An 18,378-nucleotide genomic window follows, 5' to 3' on the forward strand; every position below is an offset into this window, starting at 1 on the left:
TAAGGACGTCCATGAACAAGAAGAAGATAACCAGCCTGGTGTTGATTCCGGTGGCGGTCATCGCGGTGGTGATGATGTCGCGCGCGCCGTCCCAGGCCCAATCCGCCGATGCCCCCGCCAGCGCGTTGACCAAGGTGGCCCTGGGGGCGGTGCAATTGCGCCCGGCCAATGTGTATTTCGCCGGCGTCGGTGAGCTGGAAGCGGCCTCCCAGGTGCAGGTTTCCGCCGAGGTCGGCGGGCGGGTCACCTTGATCAACTTCGAGTCGGGCCGCCAGGTCAAGGCTGGCGAGGTGCTGGTCAAACTCAACGATGCCCCGGAACAGGCCGAGCAGTTGCGGCTGCAGGCCCAGGTGCGCAATGCCGAGATCATCCGCAAGCGCGTGACCGGGCTGGTCAGGGAAAACGCCGCGACCCAGGAACAGCTCGACAACGCCCGGGCCGCCCATGACATGGCCTTGGGCGAGTTGAAAAAAGTCCAGGCACTGATTGCCCAGAAGACTATCCGCGCACCCTTCGCCGGGGTGCTGGGGATTCGCCAGGTCAACGAAGGGCAGTACCTCAATGTCGGCGATCGCATCGTCAGCCTGGTCAACACCCAGGTGCTCTATGTCAATTTTTCCCTGGATGAGCAGCTCAGTCGCCGCCTGGTCGTAGGGCAAACCGTGGGCGTGCTGATCGACGCCTACCCTGACCGGGTGTTCAAGGCGCGGATCAGTGCCGTCGACCCGATGATCGGCCGCTCACGCACGGTGCAGGTGCAGGCCACGCTGGAGAGCCCGGACGCCCCCCTCAAGCCGGGCATGTACGCCAGCGTCAAAGTGGCCGATACCGAGGTGGCCGATGTGCTCACCGTGCCGGAAACGGCGGTGGCCTACACCGCCTATGGCGATACCGTTTTCCTTGCCCGCCCGGACCAGGGCGCCACGCTGGTGGTCAAGCGGGTGGCGGTGAAAATCGGCCAGCGCCAGGACGGTTGGGTCCAGATCCAGGAAGGCTTGCACGAGGGTGACCAGGTGGTGACCTCCGGGCAACTCAAGCTCAGTGACGGCATGGCGGTGCAGGCGACCGATGACACCCTGGCCCTGCCTGCGTCCAAACCGCCTGTGACGGGCATCTGATTCTTCGCCCAGAGAACGCTCATGACTTTCACCGATATTTTCGTTCGGCGGCCGGTGCTCGCGCTTGTCGTCAGTATTCTGATCCTGCTGCTGGGGATCATGTCCTTGTTGCAGCTGCCGATCCGCCAGTACCCGATGCTGGAAAGCTCCACCATCACCGTGACCACCGAATACCCCGGCGCGTCATCCGACCTGATGCAGGGCTTCGTCACGCAACCGATTGCCCAGGCGGTGTCGTCGGTGGAAGGTGTGGATTACCTGTCGAGTTCGTCGGTGCAGGGGCGCAGCGTGGTCACGGTGCGCATGGAGCTCAACCGTGACTCGACCCAGGCGCTCACGGAAGTCATGGCCAAGGTCAACCAGGTGCGTTTCCGGCTGCCGGAGCAGGCCTATGACCCGGTGATCGAGCGCTCGTCCGGCGAGTCGACGGCGGTGGCCTATATCGGGTTCTCCAGCCCGACCCTGTCGACCCCGGCCTTGACCGATTACCTGGCACGGGTGGTGGAGCCGGTGATGAGCACCATCGAGGGCGTGGCCAAGGTCCAGGTGTTCGGCGGGCAAACCCTGGCGATGCGCCTGTGGATCGACCCCGCACGGCTGGCCGCTCGCGGCCTGACCGCCGCCGATGTGGCCGACGCGGTGCGCCGCAACAACTACCAGGCGGCGCCGGGCAAGGTCAAAGGCCTGTTCGTGGTCGCCAACCTGCGGGTCAATACCGACCTGACCAACGTCAATGAATTTCGCGATTTGGTGCTGCGCAACGATGGCAACGGCCTGGTGCGCCTGAAGGATGTCGGCACCGTGGAGCTGGGCGCGGCGTCCAGCGAAACCAGTGCCACCATGGACGGCGTTTCGGCCGTGCACCTGGGGTTGTTCCCGACGCCCGGCGGCAACCCGCTGGTGATTGTCGACGGTATCAAGAAACTCCTGCCGGACGTGCGCAAGACCCTGCCGCCGGACGTCAAGGCCGAGCTGGCGTTTGAAACCGCGCGCTTTATCCAGACCTCCATCGACGAGGTGATGAAGACCCTGCTCGAGGCCTTGCTGATCGTGGTGATCGTCATCTACCTGTGCCTGGGGTCGTTGCGCACGGTACTGATTCCGGTGGTGACCATCCCCTTGTCGATGCTGGGGGCCGCGGCGCTGATGCTGGCGTTCGGTTTCAGCCTCAACCTGTTGACGCTGCTGGCGATGGTGCTGGCCGTGGGGCTGGTGGTGGACGATGCGATTGTGGTGGTGGAGAACGTGCACCGGCATATCGAGGAGGGCAAGACCCCGGTGGCGGCCGCCCTGGTCGGTGCGCGGGAAGTGGCGGGGCCGGTGATCGCCATGACCATTACCCTTGCGGCGGTGTATGCGCCCATCGGCATGATGGGCGGCCTCACGGGGGCGTTGTTTCGGGAGTTCGCCCTGACCCTGGCCGGCGCGGTGATCGTGTCCGGCGTGGTGGCGCTGACGTTGTCGCCGGTCATGAGCTCGTTCCTGCTGCAGTCCAAGCAATCGGAAGGGCGCATGGCACACCTGGCCAACCGTTTCTTCGACGGCCTGGCCCTGCGTTATGCCAAGGTACTGGACCTGTCGCTGCGGCATCGCTGGCTCAGCGGGCTGTTTGCCTTGCTGGTGATGATCAGCCTGCCGTGGCTGTACCAGTTGCCGCAGCGGGAGCTGGCGCCCACCGAGGACCAGGCCGGGCTGCTCACCGCCATCAAGGCGCCGCAACATGCCAACCTGGAATACGTCGAGCGCTTTTCCGCCAAGCTGAATGAGGTCTATGGGCGCCTGCCGGAAACCGTCAGCACCTGGATCATCAATGGCAGCGACGGCATCGCCTCGAGCATTGGCGGCATCAACCTGACGTTGTGGGGCGAGCGCGAGCGCACCGCCGCGCAGATCCAGGTCGACCTGCAGGCGGCCACCAACGATGTGGAAGGCACCAGCATCTTTGCCTTCCAGTTGCCTGCCTTGCCGGGCTCCACCGGTGGCCTGCCGGTGCAACTGGTGCTGCGCAGCTCCCAGGATTACCGCGTGCTGTACGAAACCATGGAGCAGATCAAGCAGAAGGCCCGCGACAGTGGGTTGTTCGCCGTGGTCGACAGTGACCTGGACTATAACAACCCGGTGGTACAGGTGCGGGTGGACCGGGCCAAGGCCAACAGCCTGGGGATCCGCATGCAGGACATCGGCGAATCGCTGGCGGTGCTGGTGGGGGAAAACTATCTCAACCGCTTTGGCCTGGAGGGCCGCTCCTATGATGTGATTGCCCAGAGCCCGGGCAGTGAGCGACTGACGCCCGAAGCCCTGACCCGCCAGTATGTGCGCACGGAAGACGGCACGCTGATTCCGCTGTCGACGGTGATCCAGGTGTCCGAGCACGTCGAACCCAACAAGCTGACCCAGTTCAACCAGCAGAACGCCGCGACCTTCCAGGGCGTGCCGGCGGCAGGGGTCACCCTGGGCGACGCCGTGGCGTTCCTGGAGGGCGTCACCGCCGAGTTGCCCGTAGGGTTCAGCTACGACTGGCAATCCGATGCGCGGCAGTACACCCAGGAAGGCAATGCGCTGCTGCTGGCGTTCCTGGCGGCGGTGATCGTGATCTACCTGGTACTGGCGGCGCAGTACGAAAGCCTGATGGACCCGCTGATCATCCTGATCACCGTGCCGCTGTCCATCAGCGGCGCGCTGATTCCCCTGGCGCTGGGCTACGCCACGATCAATATCTACACCCAGATCGGCCTGGTGACCCTGATCGGGCTGATCAGCAAGCACGGCATCCTGATGGTCGAGTTCGCCAACGCCCTGCAGGCCCAGGAACACCTCGACCGTTCCGAGGCGATACGCAAGGCCGCGCAGATTCGCTTGCGGCCGATCCTGATGACGACGGCGGCCATGGTGGTCGGCCTGGTGCCGCTGCTGTTCGCTTCGGGTGCCGGGGCCAACAGCCGCTATGGCCTGGGGGTGGTGATTGTATCGGGCATGCTGATCGGTACCTGCTTCACCCTGTTCGTGCTGCCGACGGTCTACACCCTGCTGGCCCGCAAGCATTCCCTGGCGGCCGCGACCCCACGGGCCCAGTCCCTGGCGCAAACCCTGAGGAGTGAACCATGAAGCCCGGCAAAACTGTCACCACCGTGCTGGCGCTGACGCTGCTCAACGGCTGCATGGTCGGGCCGCATTACGAAAAGCCCGTAACCCCGCCGATCAGCCTGGTCACCGCGCAAAAGGATTTGTTTGCTCGGCAGGCGCCGGTGCAGGCCCAGTGGTGGTCGTTTTTTGACGACGCCGAGCTCGATCGCCTGATCGACACGGCGCTGGCGCATAACCATGACATCCGCCAGGCCCAGGCCAACCTGCTGGCCTCCCGCGCGGTGTTCGATGACCGCCGGCTCGACCAGTATCCCGGCGTCACCGCCCGTGCCGCCTATGGCCGCAGCCTGGAGCAGCAGTTGCCGTTCGACGGTGGGCCACCGGAGCGGATGCTGTCGCAGACCTATCGCGCCGGCTTTGATGTGCAGTGGGAGATCGATGTGTTCGGGCGTTTGCAGCGCCTGACCGCATCGGCCATGGCACGTTCCCAGGCGGCGCAGGCGGACCTGGCGCTGATGCAGTTGAGCATCGCCGCCGACGTGGCGCGTTATTACTACGAGCAGCAAGGCTTGACCCGCAGCCTGGAGGTGGCCCAGGCCCAGGTCAGTGCCTGGCGCGAAACGCTCACGCTGACCAGCGCCCAGGTGCGCGCCGGCAGCGGCCAATTCGAGGATCAGCAAAACGCCCATGCCAACCTGCTGCTCAGTGAGGCAGCGATTCCACCGTTGCTGACGCGGATCCAGGAAACCGGTTATCGCCTGGACGTATTGACCGGCCAACCACCGCGTCAACAGCAGGCCCTGGCCAAGGCGCATTTCCTCGCGCCCCTGGCCCGGCAACTGCCCTTGGGCGATGTCGACCAGTTGATCCGCAATCGTCCGGATGTGGTCAGCGCCGAACGCCTGCTGGCCGCCAGCACCGAAGACGTCGGCGCCGCCACGGCGGACTTGTACCCACGCCTGAACCTGGGCGGTTTCATTGGCTTCTTCGCCCTGCGTGGCGGCGACCTGGGCAGCGCGTCCCGCGCGTATGAGCTGGCGCCGTCGGTGGACTGGTCGGCGTTTCGCCTGGGCAACGTGCGCGCACGCCTGCGCGGTTCCCAGGCCCAGGCCGAAGGTGCCCTGGCGCGCTATCAACAGTCGCTGCTCAAGGCCCAGGAAGATGTGGAAAATGCACTGATGCGCCTGGCGCAGGACCAGACCCGCCTGGGCGCCTTGCTGGCGTCCGCCACCCATGCCGAGCAGGCGATCGACATCGCCAGCAAACGTTACCGCAGCGGTTCGGGCACCTACATGGCGGTGCTGGAAAACCAGCGTGCGTTTTTCCTGATCAAGAAGGACGTGGCCGATGCCGAGACGGCGTCCTACCTCAACGCCATCGCGCTATACAAGGCGCTGGGCTGGGGCAGTGGCGGTGCGCAGCAGGCTCAATCAGCGGACAAACCATTGGCCAGCAACTGAGCCTTGAGATCGGGCCGGTAGTTACGTGCATACGTGCGGCCCACGGTGCTTGACCAGGACTGGCCGTCCGCACGGCCGATGATCTGCCAATGGCGCATCAGGTGCTGGTCATAGGCACTGATCGCCGGTGCCAGCGCGGCCGGGTTGTAGCGCTCGTCGTGACGGAAGGCTTCGATGCCCATGCGCGGTTTCTGTGCCGCCGGCTCGTGCACATGACCCAGGGCCAGGCCGCACAGGGCGAAGGTCTGCTCGGGCAGCCCGAGCAGCTCGATCATCGCCTCGGCGTTGGCACGAATGCCGCCCACCGGCACCACGCCCAACCCCAATGAGCGTGCGGCGATCATCAGGGTGCTGAGGATGATGCCGCCGTCGGTGCTGGCGGCGATCAGCCCTTCCAAGTGCCGCTGGATCTGCTGTTGCTGGCCATTGAGCGCGGCACCGACGGCGGTCTTGTGAAAGTCCACCACCAGGGTGATAAACACCGGTGCCGACGCGATCCAGGGCTGGCCGCCGGCTATTGCCGCAATGCGTTGGCGGGTGCCTGCGTCGCGCACGACCACCACGGAAATATGCTGGGCATTGAAGGACGTCGGCGCCAGGTGGCCGGCCCGCAAGATGGCATCCAGGTGTTCGTCGCTGACGGGCGTGGGTTGGAAGCTGCGCTCGCTGCGGTGGTTGGCGAGCAAGTCGATAGTCGGGGTCATGGCCTTATTCCTTTAGGGCGGTTGGTGTGGGGCGGTCAGGTGCGCGGTTGGATGTTATAGACGCAACGCCGGTCCCCGGAGATCAGGTGTTCGCAGCGTTCGACAAGGGTGTCGTCACCCATGGCTGCACGAAATATCTGCAGCTCCGAGCGGCAGAAACCCTGGCATTTGCGCGCGGCAGCGCAGATCGGGCAATGGTTTTCGATCAGCAGCCAACCTTCACCTGCGGGTTCCATATGCGCCATATAGCCGGCGAGTTCGCGGATGCGCACCAGGATGGCGACTTTTTCTTCCAGGGACGAGGCTTGCGAACACGCCTGGACGTACTCCTGGCGGTTGGTCGCTTCCATGCTGGTGATGATTTTTTCGATGCCGTCACTGCCGAAAACCCCCTCGATGGATTCGATCAGGTGCAGGGTCAGCACGCTGTGGGAATCGGGGAATTTGTTCTGCGCAGTGTCCGTCAGCGCCCACTTCAACGAAGGGCGGCCGGCCCCGGAGGTGGGTGCCGAAACGCCGACGATCAGTTCCGATGCCTGCAACTTCTGGATTTGTTGCCGGGTTGCCTCAAACGTGAGTTCCAGCAGGGACGCCAGTTCGGTGGTTTTCAACGGGCCACGGGTCTTGAGCAAAAACAGGATGCGTTCAGCGGTGGATGACTGGGTATCGTCGGCAGGTCTGGAGGTCATAAATCGCGTGTAACCATGGGGAGTGAGGGCATCACTGGAGTTCGTCGACCTTTGGCGCCATCCATTGCGTAAGGGGTAGTGGGCATGAGCATAGTCATTTTTGCTGCTCAGGAAAATAATAAATAAATGGAATCAATAGGTAATTATAAATAGCAAATAATTATAAAAGGTTTGCCTTGCTTTTGTAGGGCTTACGACTAGGATCGTAGCTAGCTTTTTGGAAGCTGCTCGTAAACATTCATTTGCACACGACTCCGGACCGTTAAAAAACACGCTGCGTCCCAAGCACTCATCGCTCGCCGACGCCAGTGAAGACAAAAACATTCAAGGAAGAGAATCTGTATGAATGCGCAAAAGCCGACGACCATCTATGAGCACGCCGATGAAGTAACCGCTCTGTCCAGCGTGGTCGACCTGGTAAAACTCTCCGACCAGTATCGACAATCCGCCATCCTTCACTTCGCCGTAGCGCAGCACCTCTTCGATCACACCGCCCGCCCGGCTACCGCCAACGCGATCAGCCAGCAATTGGGCTGGGTGCCCAACAAGGCGAAGATCTTTCTCAATGGCCTGGTCGCCCTGGGCCTGTTGAAAAAGTCCGCCGACACCTATACCAACCAGCCCCTGGCCGAGCGTTTCCTGGTCAGCCGCAGCGCCGAGTTCATCGGCCCGATCATTGCCCACCAGCGCTTGCAGTGGCAGAACTGGCCACGCCTCGGGGAGATCCTGAGCAGCGCCGAGTCCATGGATTTCCAGCAGGAGAACCGCTTCAAGCACGACATTGCCGCACGTGATGCCTTCAACGATGCGATGGTGCGCTTCAGTCAACCGATGGTCGATGTGCTCAAGGAATTGCCGGTGTTCGATACCGCCAGCAAGGTCATCGACCTGGCCGGTGGACACGGCACCTATATCGCCGAAATCGCTCGGCGGCACCCTCAGGTCCAGGGCGAAATCTGGGACCTGGCCGCCACGCGCCAGTCCGCCGAAAGCACCGTCGAGAAGTACCAGTTGGCGGGGCGCCTGACGTTCAAGGAGCGTAACCTGCTGGACCTGGCCCGCTACGAAGGTGAAAGCGCCGACGTGATCATGGTCAATGATTGCCTGCACTATTTCACCCGCGAAGAAACCAGCACGCTGATCCGCTCGGCGGCCCAATTGGTCAACGACGGCGGTTCGTTGCTGGTGCTGAGCATGACCCTGGAAGACGATGAAATTCACCCGGCGCTGTCGGCGGATTTCTCCCTGCACATGATGGTCAACACGGTGCACGGCGAACTGCATCCCACCCGCTGGATCGCCGAACAGATGGTTGCCCAGGGCTTTGAGGTGGTCCAGGAGCCTATCGGGCGCTACAGCCTGTTGATCGGTCGCCGCACTGAGGGGAGGGTTGCCTGATGCTGCGCTTTATTACCTTGTACAGCTCCGACACGGCCGCACAACTGAACGGCTTTCTCGAGCCGTTGAACACCTGCGCGAAAGCCGCTGGTTTTGAACTGTGCGCGGCCGTTGAGGGCGCGCAGTTACCCCAGGCCGACGGGTTTATCCTGCTGGTGTCGGCGGCAGACAGCCTCGATACCCTCACTGCCCGGCTCGCGGCATTGGCCGATGGCTACCACAACAAGGCGGTCAGCATCGTGCGCCTTGCCGAAGGCAGCGCCGGGCAACCTGCCGGCGATCCGCTGAACGCGGCATTGCTGCAACGCACGGCCTGTTTCATTTACCCCCATGGCCTGGCGATCACTGACGCGGGCGTATCCACGGACACGGTGAAAAACTGGCTGGCCGGTTTCTCCAAATTCGCCGCCGCGATCAAAATGTGGCGGTCCCTGGAAGGCGTATCCATCGAGGCGGCCGCGCTGGAATCCCAGCGTCCGCAACTGACCCACATCAACATCCTCACCCGTAACCTGGAAGCCTCCCAGGCGTTTTATCGCGACATCTTCGGCGCCCACTATTGCTACAACCTGGGGCCACGCAAAGTGGTGATGGAGTTGAACGGGTTCGACTTCTTCATCGAGCACAATCCCGACTTTGTCTACCCGCCGGGCTACCACATCGGCATTCGTGCGCTGCCGGAGGATGTCAAGCGCATCGCCGACAAGGTGGCTGCCGACGACAACATCACCCTGGTCAAGGGCAATGGCCCCGCGCCGGGTTATCACCACGGTCCGGACAACGTCCGCACGGCCGTGTACTTCGAAGATCCCGATGGCCTGGTGGTTGAGGTGTACTCCACCGAAATCGAGATGATCGAGACCAATCGAAGGTTGCTGCTCGACCGACTCTGATACCTGACTGATCCACACGCCGAGCGGTTTCGCGCTCGGTCGTGGATGTGTTCGCTCGGAATAAAGGTGTACCTATGACGAATCAATACGGTTGGCATTGGCCGACGCTGCCGAGCCCTTTGCCAAAGAACGTGTCTGATCGGGTATTGATGGGCTACCCGCAGGCTTACGTCGAATATGAACTGACCCGGCAAATCGCCGACGCCACCGGACAGCTGATGAGTGCGCCCATCGAACAACTGCTACGGGTGGTCGAGTCGGTTGCCGAACCCCTGGTGCGGCGTATCGCCGCCGGTGAAGTGCTGGGCTACAAGGGCGACCCGCGCATCGACGTGTTCAGCCCCGCCATGTGCGACGTTCCTGCCGCCCAGGTCGAGATCGGCCTGGAGCCGCAGCGCGTCGATGCGGTCATGACCGCCTACGCCGGGCTGGGCCTGGACCGCAGTTGGATCGAGAAAGAAACCCCCAACCATCGGGTCGACCTGGCGAGCTTTCGCATCGGTCGCTACCCGGTCACCAACAGCGAATATCGCGCCTTCCTGTTGGATACCGGTTATCCGTTCCTGCCGACCGGCTGGGCCTTTGGCCGCTTTCCCCAGCACCAGGCCAACCACCCGGTCTACAGCGTCAGCGACGTGGATGCCGACGCCTACGCCCAATGGCTGAGCCGACGCACCGGGCGGGCGTTCGCGCTGCCCAGCGAAGCACAGTGGGAATACGCCGCGGCAGGGCCGCAGCGCTCTCAGTTTCCCTGGGGCGAAACCTTCAATGTCGAGTACGCCAACACCATCGAGTTGGGGTTGCTCACGTCGACACCCGTCGGGGTGTTCCTCGAGGGCGCCTCGATGTTTGGCGCGCTGGACATGGCCGGCAACGTGGAAGAGTACGTTGCCGACGATTATCGGGCCTATCCGGGCGGGCCTGAGATCAACGATGACCTGGTGCTGGATGTTGGTAGGCACCGGGTAGCCCGTGGCGGCAGTTTCACCCGCTTCAGGGATCTTGCGCGCAATCAGCGCCGACATGGACGTTATCCAAGACCCATCTATGTCATGGGATTCCGTTTGGTAGAAAACCACTCTGGCCAGAACGCGACACTTCCATAGAGGCTATGCCATGGACACTCCAGTAACGCTTCATACGCAAGTTCCCATCTCCATTCTTGGCGGTGAGGTCAACGCCCACTTCTACGGGTTCAAGGGCTTTGACAAGAACAATGAACACTTTGCCGTCAGAGCCGGTGAGCCCGATGCCGATGTGCCCCTGGTGCGCGTGCATTCCGAATGCATCACCGGTGATGTATTCGGTTCCCAGCGCTGCGATTGCGGCCCGCAGCTGCAGGAAGCCCTGAAGGCGCTCGATGCCGAAGGCGGCTACCTGATCTACCTGCGCCAGGAAGGTCGCGGTATCGGCCTGTATTCGAAGTTCGAAACCTACCTGCTGCAAGACGCCGGCATGGACACCTACGAGGCCAATGTGAAGCTCAACCACCCGGAAGACTCGCGCAGTTTCGCCCCGGCGGTCGCCATGCTGAGGGCCCTGGATGTGCATCGCTGCCGGCTCCTGACCAACAACCCGGACAAGGTCAAGCAGTTGCGCGATGGCGGGATCGACGTGGTCAGCTCAGTGCCGACCGGGGTGTTCCTGACCAAGCACAACCACAACTACCTGCGATCAAAAGTCAGCAAGTCGAGCCACACCATCAAGCTTTGATTTCATTCTCCAGGAAAAGGACTTTTCGATGAGACACATAGGCCCTATCAGCGGCGTCGCCGCCCATGCTGGTGAGTTCATCGCCACCGCCGGCTACGACAACCAAGTCATTCTGTGGAACGCCCAGACCGGGCATTCGATCCACCGTGTCAGCCATGACCACCTGGCCAACCAGTGCGCGTTCAGCGCCGATGGCAAGTACCTGGTGAGCGCCAGCAGCGACTACACCGCCCGCGTCTGGGAAGTGCCGAGCATGCGCCTCAAGGCCGTGCTGTCGGGGCATGACGACGACGTGGAAATGGCGGTGTTCTCGCCGGACGGTGCGTCGATCGCGACCTGCTCGCGCGATCATCAACTGCGCCTTTTCGACCTCGACGGCAACCTCAAGGGCACCTGCCGGGGGCATCAGGCCGATGTGATTTCCGTGGTCTGGTCGCCGGATGGCAAGCGCCTGATTTCCAGCAGCGACGACGGCACGGTGCGCCAGTGGGACACCAGCACCTTCGAGCAATGCGATGAAGTCGACATCGGCGGCGTCGAGACCGATACCGTCGCCATTACCCGTGCCGGCGTGGTGTTTGCCGGTGACGATGAAGGGCGCATCTCGATCATCCATGGGGGCGAGATCCGCTCCATTCCTGCCCACGACGCCGGGATCAAGCGCATTGTCTGGAACGACGAAAAACAGCTGCTGGTGACCTTGAGTTATGACCGCCTGGCGATCCTCTGGCGCTTCGATGGCACCCAGCTGGAGCGCCTGCGCAGCACCAATTTGCCGAGCATCGTCTGGCCGCGCAGCTGTGCGTTCGTCGGCAGTGACGCCTTGGTGTTCGCCACCTTCGGCTCGCGCTACGCCACCTGGGATTATGAACACGATCAGTGGACCGTGGACGGCATTCAGCCTGCGGTGAGCATCAACGCCGTGGTGACCACCGAGGGCGGGCAATACAGCATCGGTGACGCGGGCCTGCTGTTTCGCGATAACCAGCCCGTGAGCGGCGTCGGCAGCCTGTGCAACTTCCTGCTGCCGTTCGGTTCGCTGCTGCTGACCGGTGGGCAGATGGGCCAGGTGTTCGATGCCCTCAGCGGGCGCCTGTTGTATCAGCATCGCTCGCCGCTCAATTGCGGCACCACGTTCCAGCGCAATGGCCAGCTTCATGCATTGATCGGAACCTACACCGGCGAAGGCCTGGTGTTTGTCATCGCCGGCGATAACAGCCTGGAACTGGTGGCGTCGATCCCGATGCACGACAACGCGATCAAAGGCGTGGCCGCCAACGAGCATCACTTGTTCAGCGTGTGCGCCTCGGCCGCCGCCGCCCTGCACAATATCAGCGACTTCAGTTGCGCGCGGCATATCGAAAATGCCCACACGCGCATCTCCAACGGTTGCTGCCGGGTCGACGGCGGTTTCGCCAGCATTGGTCGCGACCTGAAACTGCGCCTGTGGCTGGAGTCCGGTGACGAGGTCTATGACACGCCGCACCGCAATTCCATCAAGTGCATTTGTGCCTCGGCCGACGGGGAAGTGATTGCCACCGCGAACTACAGCGGCACCATCGCGCTGTTCGACTTGCCCAGCCGTTCCTGGCAGCAAGTACAGCGTCCCACCGCCAGTGGCATCTCCTGCATCACCCACAGCGTGGCCAGTGATGACTTCCTGGCCAGTTCCTACGATGGCCAGATCTACGGGATTGCCACCCGTCGCGCCTCTTGACCCAAGGACCGCCTGATATGAGCAAGCAAGCGCAATTCATGGACGTATCGACGTACCGCCGGGCGCTCGACACCTCATTTGTCCACCGCTACAGCCATGGTGAAGATGAGTGGTCCTGGGACATCGGCATGGCCAAGGCCGCCCGGGTTTTCCTCGAGGCACTGGGGCCGACGCCGGACCAGCACATCCTCGACGTGGGCGTCGGCCGTGCGCGGGATGCCTCGGAGTTCATCCTGGCAGGGCACCGGGTGACCGGCCTGGACATCGTCGAGAATTCCAGCTGGCCGCTGCTGCGCAAACGCTGGGGTGAGCGTCTCAGCCTGGTGTGCAGCGCCCTGCAGGATTGGCAGCCACCGGCGGGGGAGGCGTTTGACGGTGTACTCGACAATGGCTGCTTCCATCACCAGCATCCGGATGAATGGGACCGTTACCTGGCCAATATCCGCCAGTACGCGCGCCCTGGCGCGCTGATCGGGCTCAACGTCTTCGGCGTCGACGCGAGCAATCCGGAGCCGGGCTGGCGCGAGATGGATAACCAGCGTCAAGGTTATTTCTTCACCGAACAGGGCGTGCGCGACACCCTGGAAGCGTTTGGTTTCACCTGGCAGGACCTGGTGGTGATCGAGCGCCAGCATGGCGAGGCGGTGTACCTGTTGGCGCTGGTTCGCACATGAACCTGGCGCTGGCGCGCGACATGCACTTCATGCGGCTCGCCCTGAAACTGGCTGACCGCGGCGCCTTTACCACGGCGCCGAACCCGCGGGTCGGTTGCGTGATCGCCAAGGGCGACCTGCTGCTTGGCCAGGGCTGGCACGAGTGGGCGGGGCAGGCACACGCCGAAGTCAATGCCCTGCGCGAGGCGGGCGTCGATGCGCGGGGCGCCACCGCCTATGTCACCCTGGAGCCGTGCGGCGGTCATGGGCGCACGCCGCCCTGTGCCGACGCGTTGATCAGGGCCGGGGTGGCGCGGGTGGTGATCGCCAGTGTCGACCGCTCCCAGCATGAGCATCATGGCATTGAGCGGCTTGAGGCGGCGGGGGTGCTGGTCGAACACTTGCCGTGTCCGGAGGCGCGCGAGTTGAACCAGGGGTTTTTCTCGCGTACCGAGCGCAAGCGACCGTGGTTGCGGATCAAACTGGCCATGAGCCTGGACGGTCGCACGGCCCTGGGTAACGGGCAATCCAAATGGATCACTTCGCCCGAGGCCCGGGACGATGTACAAGTGTGGCGCGCCCGGGCCTGCGCGGTGCTCACCGGCAGTGGCACGCTGCTGGCGGACAACCCGCGCCTGACGGTGCGCCTGCCCGACCCGCACACGGCGTTTTCCGCGCCGCTGCGGGTGGTGCTCGACCAGCACCTCAAGGGCGATGCCAATGCCCATGTGCTGGATGGCGCGGCACCGACCCTGGTGTTTCATGGGCCCGGCGTCCAGCCGGCGCACCCACCACCTGCGGGTGTGCGTTTCCGGCAGGTCGGGGTGGACGGCGAAGGACTTGACCTGCGAGAGGTCATGACGGTCCTGGCTGAGGAGGGGTGCAACGAGGTCCAGGTCGAGGCCGGCCCGGTATTGTGTGGCGCCTTTGCGGCGGCAGGCCTGGTGGATGAATGGCTGGTCTACATCGCCCCGCTGTTCCTGGGCAGTGATGCACGGCCGTTGCTGGCGCTGGATGGCTTGACCGATCTGGGCCAGGCGCAACCCTTGTCGATCATCGAGCAGTGTCTGGTGGGGGCGGACATCCGGGTGCGATTGCGCCCGGTCGCCGCCCCGGCGTGATTATTTGCGGCAGGTCAAACCGATCTGCAGGCTGTTGCGCTCGAACAGCTGCCAGTACCCCGCACCCATGGAGGTGCGGCTGTGTTCACTGATCAGCGGGGCGACCCAGGTGAGCTGGTTGAAACCGGCTACCCGTGCGGCTTCTTCGTACACGCCTTGCTCCCAGCGATAGTAGGTAAACGGTGCGGGGGGCGATGACATGAACTGCGCGTTGCAGCGGAACCCGCCGGCGACCGGGGTTTCATCGAACACCTCAATCCCATAGCGAGTGAAATTGCCTTTTCGCAGTTCGAACGACGGGTTGGCGGTGTAGGCCACCAATTGACCGCCGGGCTTCAGGTTGTCGGCGGCCGACTGAAACATCTTGCTCAGTTCGTCGACACTGCTGGCATAGTTGAAGAGCCAGGCCGCCGTCACCATGTCGTAGGCGCCGATACGGCCCATCTTTGCCACATCCCGCACTTCGTAGGCGATACCGTCGTTGGCTTGCCGCGCCTGGTAGATCATGTTTTCGGAAATATCCACGCCATGCACCTTGGCCGCACCCCAGTCCTTCAACTGGCGACTGAAGAAACCATGCCCACACGCCAGGTCCAGGATATGCAGGCCCTCGATATTACCGACCATGCTGCGGAAGGTGTCGACCTCGACCTTGCGCTGAGAGGCCCTGGCGGTGAAATCCTCGAACTGTTCACTGATGCGTTCGTACACTTCTTTGGATTCTTTCATCTGCATGCCACTCCTTCGAATATGCGGGCTGGGTGATGAGCAAGCCTTGGTGGTTTTTTATGCAAGGTGTTGCTTGCGATATTAGGCGCAACGCCTCGATTTAACAAACGGCTTAGTGGGCGGTGCTGCTCGATCGGGTCAGTCTGCTGATGGGAGAGCGTGGGGTTGATTATGCGCTTAGGGAATGTCCGGAATTGTTTTGATCATTATTTTTAATGATTAGCATAGATCCACAAAGCATTTCACAAGCCTGTCGATGGGCCTTATGGTCCTCCTCCACAGGTCAGCGTCGCTGCCATCCACGGAGGAATATCGTGATGTCCCACTTACCCCGGCAACTCAGGTTCGGTGCCATCCTCACCGGCGTCGGCACCGCGCAGAACGAATGGCTGCACCCGCAAATCCCCGGCGACGCCAGTGTGGACATCAATTGGTACCGCACCCAGGCGCAACAGGCGGAAGCAGCGAAGTTCGATCTGGTGTTCATCGTCGACAGCCCCTACATCACCCCGGATTCGGCACCGCATTTTCTCAACCGCCTGGAGCCGCTGACCCTGCTCTCGGCCGTGGCCGGTGCCACCTCGAAGATCGGCCTGGTGGCGACCCTGACCACGTCCTATACCGAACCCTTCAACGTCGCCCGCCAGTTTGCCTCCCTGGACCTGATCAGCGGCGGCCGCGCCGGCTGGAACGTGGTCACCACCGGCCTCGAAGGCGCGGCCGGCAACTTCGGCCGTGAGCAGCATATCGACCACACCGAGCGCTATCGCCGCGCCGCCGAGCACCTGGAGGTGGTGCAAGGGCTATGGGACTCCTACGAAGACGACGCCTTCGTGCGCGACAAGGCCAGCGGCGTGTTCCTCGACCCGCAACGCCAGCATCGCCTGGATCACCATGGCGAGTTCTTCTCGGTGACCGGGCCGTTGAATATCGCGCGCTCAGCCCAGGGCCAGCCGGTGATTTTCCAGGCGGGTATTTCCGAATCCGGACGCAGCCTGGCGGCCAACTATGCCGAGGGCATTTTTGCCGGCGTGGGCAATTTCGAGGACGCCCAGGCCTACTACCGCGACATCAAACAACGCACCGCCGCCGCCGGACGCAACCCCGATCACGTGACCATCCTGCCGGGCATTTCGCCGATCATTGCCGACACCGACGAACAGGCCCAGGCCATCGACCGCGAACGCAATGGCGAGCTGGATTTGAACAAGGCCCTGGTGCAGTTGGGGCGACCGTTCAACTACCACGACTTCAGCCAGTACCCGCTGGACGAGCCCTTCCCGGACCTGGGCGACCTGGGCAGCAACGGCTATCGCGGGCATGCCGAAAACATCAAGCAAGTCGCCCGCGACCAGCGCCTGACCCTGCGCGAGGCGGCGTTGCGTTTTGCCAAGCCGTTCTCGAGCTTTGTCGGCTCGCCCAAGACCGTGGCCGACGAGATCGAACGCTGGTTTGTGGAAGGTGCGGTGGATGGGTTCAATATCCACGTCGGCGCGCCGGATGACTTTGCGCGGTTTACCGACCAGGTGCTGCCGTTGTTGCGTGAGCGTGGGTTGTTTCGCAGTGAGTACAGCCACAGCACGTTGCGTGGGCATCTGGGCTTGCCGGTGCCGGTGAATCGGCATACGGCGGCAAGGAGCGAGGCGGCCTGAGAGTCACCACCATTTCCAGCGGCCCTGTTGTTTCAGGGTCGCGATAACGCTGTTGCGTTTATGCCTGATTTCCAACATCTCTCGGCGCATTTGTCGTTGGCGTTTGCTGTTCAGGCAGAGAAGTCCGATCAGCGGGCTTAGTAAGGCAAGGGTAAATAGGAGGTGATCGGGGCTGTAAAGGATTGTCGGTAATACGAGCAGTAAGTAGATGATGAACACCCCAACCTGAAGCCACACCCATCGTGGGTAACCGTGAAGGACCAAGCTCTGCGCGACGCCGAATACCGCACACGCAATCCCGCCTGCGATGAAGAACGCATTACTGGTCAGTTCATCGGATGCGTGGGCGAAGTAGGTGAGATTCATCAGGGTGCCGGTGGTGGCAATCGAAAGGCACAAGGCTATAAGGCCGCCAAACAACGCCAGTCTGTGACGCGCCCAAAGAGGGCGAGGATCTATAAGGTAAAGGGGCTCCTGGCGGTTTTTCATTCGCTGAACTCTTCGTAGATACCGATGGCCAGCGTCTTGGTGTTTCCGGACATACCGCTGCTGACGAGGCCCAGTGCTGCTGCAATGGCATCATTGCGATGGGTCGCGATGATGGGTTTTATCTTTGTTGCTGGAATGCGTTTTGGTGCGTTACGTGCGGCTTGCTTGAGCTTGAGGAGCTTGGGTGTCAGGCGCGGGTCTTGGACTCCGCTACCCATTCCGACTCCCGAGGCTCATGCTCCAACATCCGCTTGAACTCCACCGGCCCCACATACCTCGGCGCTTCCCGCAGCACCACCTTGATCGGCCGCACACTGCAAATCGCCTGGAACTCACGCAGTACCACCACGTTGAAATCCCCATCGATATACACCACCCCCGCGCCGATCAACGTCGGGTCGGCGTCTATGGCGAAAAACAACCGCCGCAGGTCGAGGCTGCTTTCAATGCGTTGGCGTGTAGTGCGGTGGGTTGATGGGAAGCCATCCTTGAACAGGGCGACGGTCATTCCTGAACTCCTTTTTTGGGAGTTGAGAGAGTAAAGACGCCGCGACTGGGATGAGTGTCGGAAGCATCGCCATTTGCAGTCGGGCACTTCCTGACGCGACGTTGACGTCTTGTAGGCCCGCTCCCGATTGAGGAAAAGGGCTGATGGCGCCAAGGATGGTGGGCCGGTGAAGTTTGGCTGGAATATCCGGCAGAACGTCAAGGTGTGATGCGCTGAGAGGGCATAGGTATCTACACAACCTTTCAAACCCTGACACATCTCCCTGTGGTGAGCGGGCTTGTCCCGCGCTGGGCTGCGAAGCAGCCCCAAAACCAGCCTCTACAGAGTGTCTGATACACCGCGTTCTTCTTGACTGGGGCTGCTTCGCAGCCCAGCGTGGGACAAGCCCGCTCACCACAAGAATGCGGTCGCCTGAAATTGTTTATGCAAGACTCAAGATTTTAGAGTGAA

The 18,378-nt window shown here is 62.5% G+C and carries 15 protein-coding genes and 1 pseudogene; 11 read left to right on the forward strand and 5 right to left on the reverse strand.

Annotation, left to right across the window (positions count from 1 at the left end; translation table 11 throughout):
* Window positions 1–11 precede the first annotated feature (11 nt).
* The 3 genes from C8K58_RS19605 to C8K58_RS19615 are packed head-to-tail and all read left to right on the forward strand — an operon-like array spanning window position 12 to window position 5,662.
* The gene (locus C8K58_RS19605) at window positions 12–1,118 is read left to right on the forward strand and encodes an efflux RND transporter periplasmic adaptor subunit (protein WP_092354840.1); all 1,107 of its coding nucleotides are present in this window, start codon (window positions 12–14) and stop codon (window positions 1,116–1,118) included.
* A gap of 21 nt (window positions 1,119–1,139) precedes the next feature.
* Window positions 1,140–4,223: a MexW/MexI family multidrug efflux RND transporter permease subunit gene (locus C8K58_RS19610; RefSeq protein ID WP_108574154.1), complete on the forward strand. Its 3,084-nt coding sequence runs from the start codon at window positions 1,140–1,142 to the stop codon at window positions 4,221–4,223.
* On the forward strand, window positions 4,220–5,662 hold the full coding sequence (locus tag C8K58_RS19615) for an efflux transporter outer membrane subunit (RefSeq protein ID WP_108574155.1): 1,443 nt from the start codon (window positions 4,220–4,222) through the stop codon (window positions 5,660–5,662). Before C8K58_RS19610 ends, C8K58_RS19615 begins: the two co-directional genes overlap by 4 nt.
* On the opposite strand, the gene C8K58_RS19620 is transcribed toward C8K58_RS19615, so the two are convergent.
* Both C8K58_RS19620 and C8K58_RS19625 read right to left on the reverse strand, forming a co-directional pair.
* On the reverse strand, window positions 5,629–6,366 hold the full coding sequence (locus tag C8K58_RS19620) for a nitroreductase family protein (RefSeq protein ID WP_027607433.1): 738 nt from the start codon (window positions 6,364–6,366) through the stop codon (window positions 5,629–5,631). The genes C8K58_RS19615 and C8K58_RS19620 overlap by 34 nt on opposite strands.
* 35 nt (window positions 6,367–6,401) lie before the next feature.
* Window positions 6,402–7,055, reverse strand: a complete 654-nt coding sequence (locus C8K58_RS19625; protein ID WP_027607434.1) for a metalloregulator ArsR/SmtB family transcription factor — start codon at window positions 7,053–7,055, stop codon at window positions 6,402–6,404.
* 342 nt (window positions 7,056–7,397) lie between these two features.
* On the opposite strand from C8K58_RS19625, the gene C8K58_RS19630 reads away from it, so the two are divergent.
* The 7 genes from C8K58_RS19630 (at window position 7,398) to ribD (ending at window position 14,550) form a co-directional block, all read left to right on the forward strand.
* Window positions 7,398–8,453 carry a class I SAM-dependent methyltransferase gene (locus tag C8K58_RS19630; RefSeq protein WP_027607435.1) on the forward strand — a complete coding sequence of 352 codons (1,056 nt, stop codon included), beginning with the start codon at window positions 7,398–7,400 and terminating at the stop codon, window positions 8,451–8,453.
* Window positions 8,453–9,346: a VOC family protein gene (locus tag C8K58_RS19635; protein ID WP_098479053.1), complete on the forward strand. Its 894-nt coding sequence runs from the start codon at window positions 8,453–8,455 to the stop codon at window positions 9,344–9,346. Before C8K58_RS19630 ends, C8K58_RS19635 begins: the two co-directional genes overlap by 1 nt.
* A 74-nt stretch (window positions 9,347–9,420) precedes the next feature.
* Window positions 9,421–10,452, forward strand: coding sequence for an SUMF1/EgtB/PvdO family nonheme iron enzyme (locus tag C8K58_RS19640; protein ID WP_027607437.1), 1,032 nt, complete (start codon window positions 9,421–9,423; stop codon window positions 10,450–10,452).
* A 10-nt stretch (window positions 10,453–10,462) separates the two neighbouring features.
* Complete coding sequence (gene ribA, locus C8K58_RS19645; RefSeq protein ID WP_027607438.1) at window positions 10,463–11,059, forward strand: GTP cyclohydrolase II RibA; 597 nt, start codon at window positions 10,463–10,465, stop codon at window positions 11,057–11,059.
* A 28-nt stretch (window positions 11,060–11,087) separates the two neighbouring features.
* Window positions 11,088–12,776 (forward strand): WD40 repeat domain-containing protein, encoded by a 1,689-nt coding sequence (locus tag C8K58_RS19650; protein WP_027607439.1) that lies wholly within the window; start codon window positions 11,088–11,090, stop codon window positions 12,774–12,776.
* Window positions 12,777–12,793: 17 nt separating this feature from the next.
* Window positions 12,794–13,450 (forward strand): cyclopropane-fatty-acyl-phospholipid synthase family protein, encoded by a 657-nt coding sequence (locus C8K58_RS19655; protein ID WP_027607440.1) that lies wholly within the window; start codon window positions 12,794–12,796, stop codon window positions 13,448–13,450.
* Window positions 13,447–14,550 carry a bifunctional diaminohydroxyphosphoribosylaminopyrimidine deaminase/5-amino-6-(5-phosphoribosylamino)uracil reductase RibD gene (gene ribD / locus C8K58_RS19660; protein WP_256592533.1) on the forward strand — a complete coding sequence of 368 codons (1,104 nt, stop codon included), beginning with the start codon at window positions 13,447–13,449 and terminating at the stop codon, window positions 14,548–14,550. The genes C8K58_RS19655 and ribD overlap by 4 nt, the downstream gene beginning before the upstream one ends.
* On the opposite strand, the gene C8K58_RS19665 is transcribed toward ribD, so the two are convergent.
* The gene (locus C8K58_RS19665) at window positions 14,551–15,279 is read right to left on the reverse strand and encodes a trans-aconitate 2-methyltransferase (protein WP_108574225.1); all 729 of its coding nucleotides are present in this window, start codon (window positions 15,277–15,279) and stop codon (window positions 14,551–14,553) included.
* 317 nt (window positions 15,280–15,596) lie between these two features.
* Here C8K58_RS19665 and C8K58_RS19670 point away from each other — a divergent pair, with 317 nt between their 5' ends.
* Window positions 15,597–16,931, forward strand: a complete 1,335-nt coding sequence (locus C8K58_RS19670) for an LLM class flavin-dependent oxidoreductase (RefSeq protein WP_092354828.1) — start codon at window positions 15,597–15,599, stop codon at window positions 16,929–16,931.
* 3 nt (window positions 16,932–16,934) lie between these two features.
* Here the strand turns inward: C8K58_RS19670 and C8K58_RS19675 are convergent, their stop codons facing one another.
* Window positions 16,935–17,420 carry a hypothetical protein gene (locus C8K58_RS19675; RefSeq protein WP_051429394.1) on the reverse strand — a complete coding sequence of 162 codons (486 nt, stop codon included), beginning with the start codon at window positions 17,418–17,420 and terminating at the stop codon, window positions 16,935–16,937.
* A pseudogene (locus C8K58_RS19680) lies at window positions 17,417–17,928 on the reverse strand (hypothetical protein). Before C8K58_RS19680 ends, C8K58_RS19675 begins: the two are co-directional and overlap by 4 nt.
* Window positions 17,929–18,378: the final 450 nt, after the last annotated feature.

This window comes from Pseudomonas sp. GV047 (assembly GCF_003058245.1).
GTDB lineage: Bacteria > Pseudomonadota > Gammaproteobacteria > Pseudomonadales > Pseudomonadaceae > Aquipseudomonas > Aquipseudomonas marginalis.

Excerpts from the sequence above, each read along its gene's own strand:
- C8K58_RS19605 (WP_092354840.1), top strand. The coding sequence starts at position 12 with ATGAACAAGAAGAAGATAACCAGCCTGGTGTTGATTCCGGTGGCGGTC.
- C8K58_RS19610 (WP_108574154.1), top strand. The coding sequence starts at position 1,140 with ATGACTTTCACCGATATTTTCGTTCGGCGGCCGGTGCTCGCGCTTGTC.
- C8K58_RS19615 (WP_108574155.1), top strand. The coding sequence starts at position 4,220 with ATGAAGCCCGGCAAAACTGTCACCACCGTGCTGGCGCTGACGCTGCTC.
- C8K58_RS19620 (WP_027607433.1), bottom strand. The coding sequence starts at position 6,366 with ATGACCCCGACTATCGACTTGCTCGCCAACCACCGCAGCGAGCGCAGC.
- C8K58_RS19625 (WP_027607434.1), bottom strand. The coding sequence starts at position 7,055 with ATGACCTCCAGACCTGCCGACGATACCCAGTCATCCACCGCTGAACGC.
- C8K58_RS19630 (WP_027607435.1), top strand. The coding sequence starts at position 7,398 with ATGAATGCGCAAAAGCCGACGACCATCTATGAGCACGCCGATGAAGTA.
- C8K58_RS19635 (WP_098479053.1), top strand. The coding sequence starts at position 8,453 with ATGCTGCGCTTTATTACCTTGTACAGCTCCGACACGGCCGCACAACTG.
- C8K58_RS19640 (WP_027607437.1), top strand. The coding sequence starts at position 9,421 with ATGACGAATCAATACGGTTGGCATTGGCCGACGCTGCCGAGCCCTTTG.
- ribA (WP_027607438.1), top strand. The coding sequence starts at position 10,463 with ATGGACACTCCAGTAACGCTTCATACGCAAGTTCCCATCTCCATTCTT.
- C8K58_RS19650 (WP_027607439.1), top strand. The coding sequence starts at position 11,088 with ATGAGACACATAGGCCCTATCAGCGGCGTCGCCGCCCATGCTGGTGAG.
- C8K58_RS19655 (WP_027607440.1), top strand. The coding sequence starts at position 12,794 with ATGAGCAAGCAAGCGCAATTCATGGACGTATCGACGTACCGCCGGGCG.
- ribD (WP_256592533.1), top strand. The coding sequence starts at position 13,447 with ATGAACCTGGCGCTGGCGCGCGACATGCACTTCATGCGGCTCGCCCTG.
- C8K58_RS19665 (WP_108574225.1), bottom strand. The coding sequence starts at position 15,279 with ATGAAAGAATCCAAAGAAGTGTACGAACGCATCAGTGAACAGTTCGAG.
- C8K58_RS19670 (WP_092354828.1), top strand. The coding sequence starts at position 15,597 with ATGTCCCACTTACCCCGGCAACTCAGGTTCGGTGCCATCCTCACCGGC.
- C8K58_RS19675 (WP_051429394.1), bottom strand. The coding sequence starts at position 17,420 with ATGAAAAACCGCCAGGAGCCCCTTTACCTTATAGATCCTCGCCCTCTT.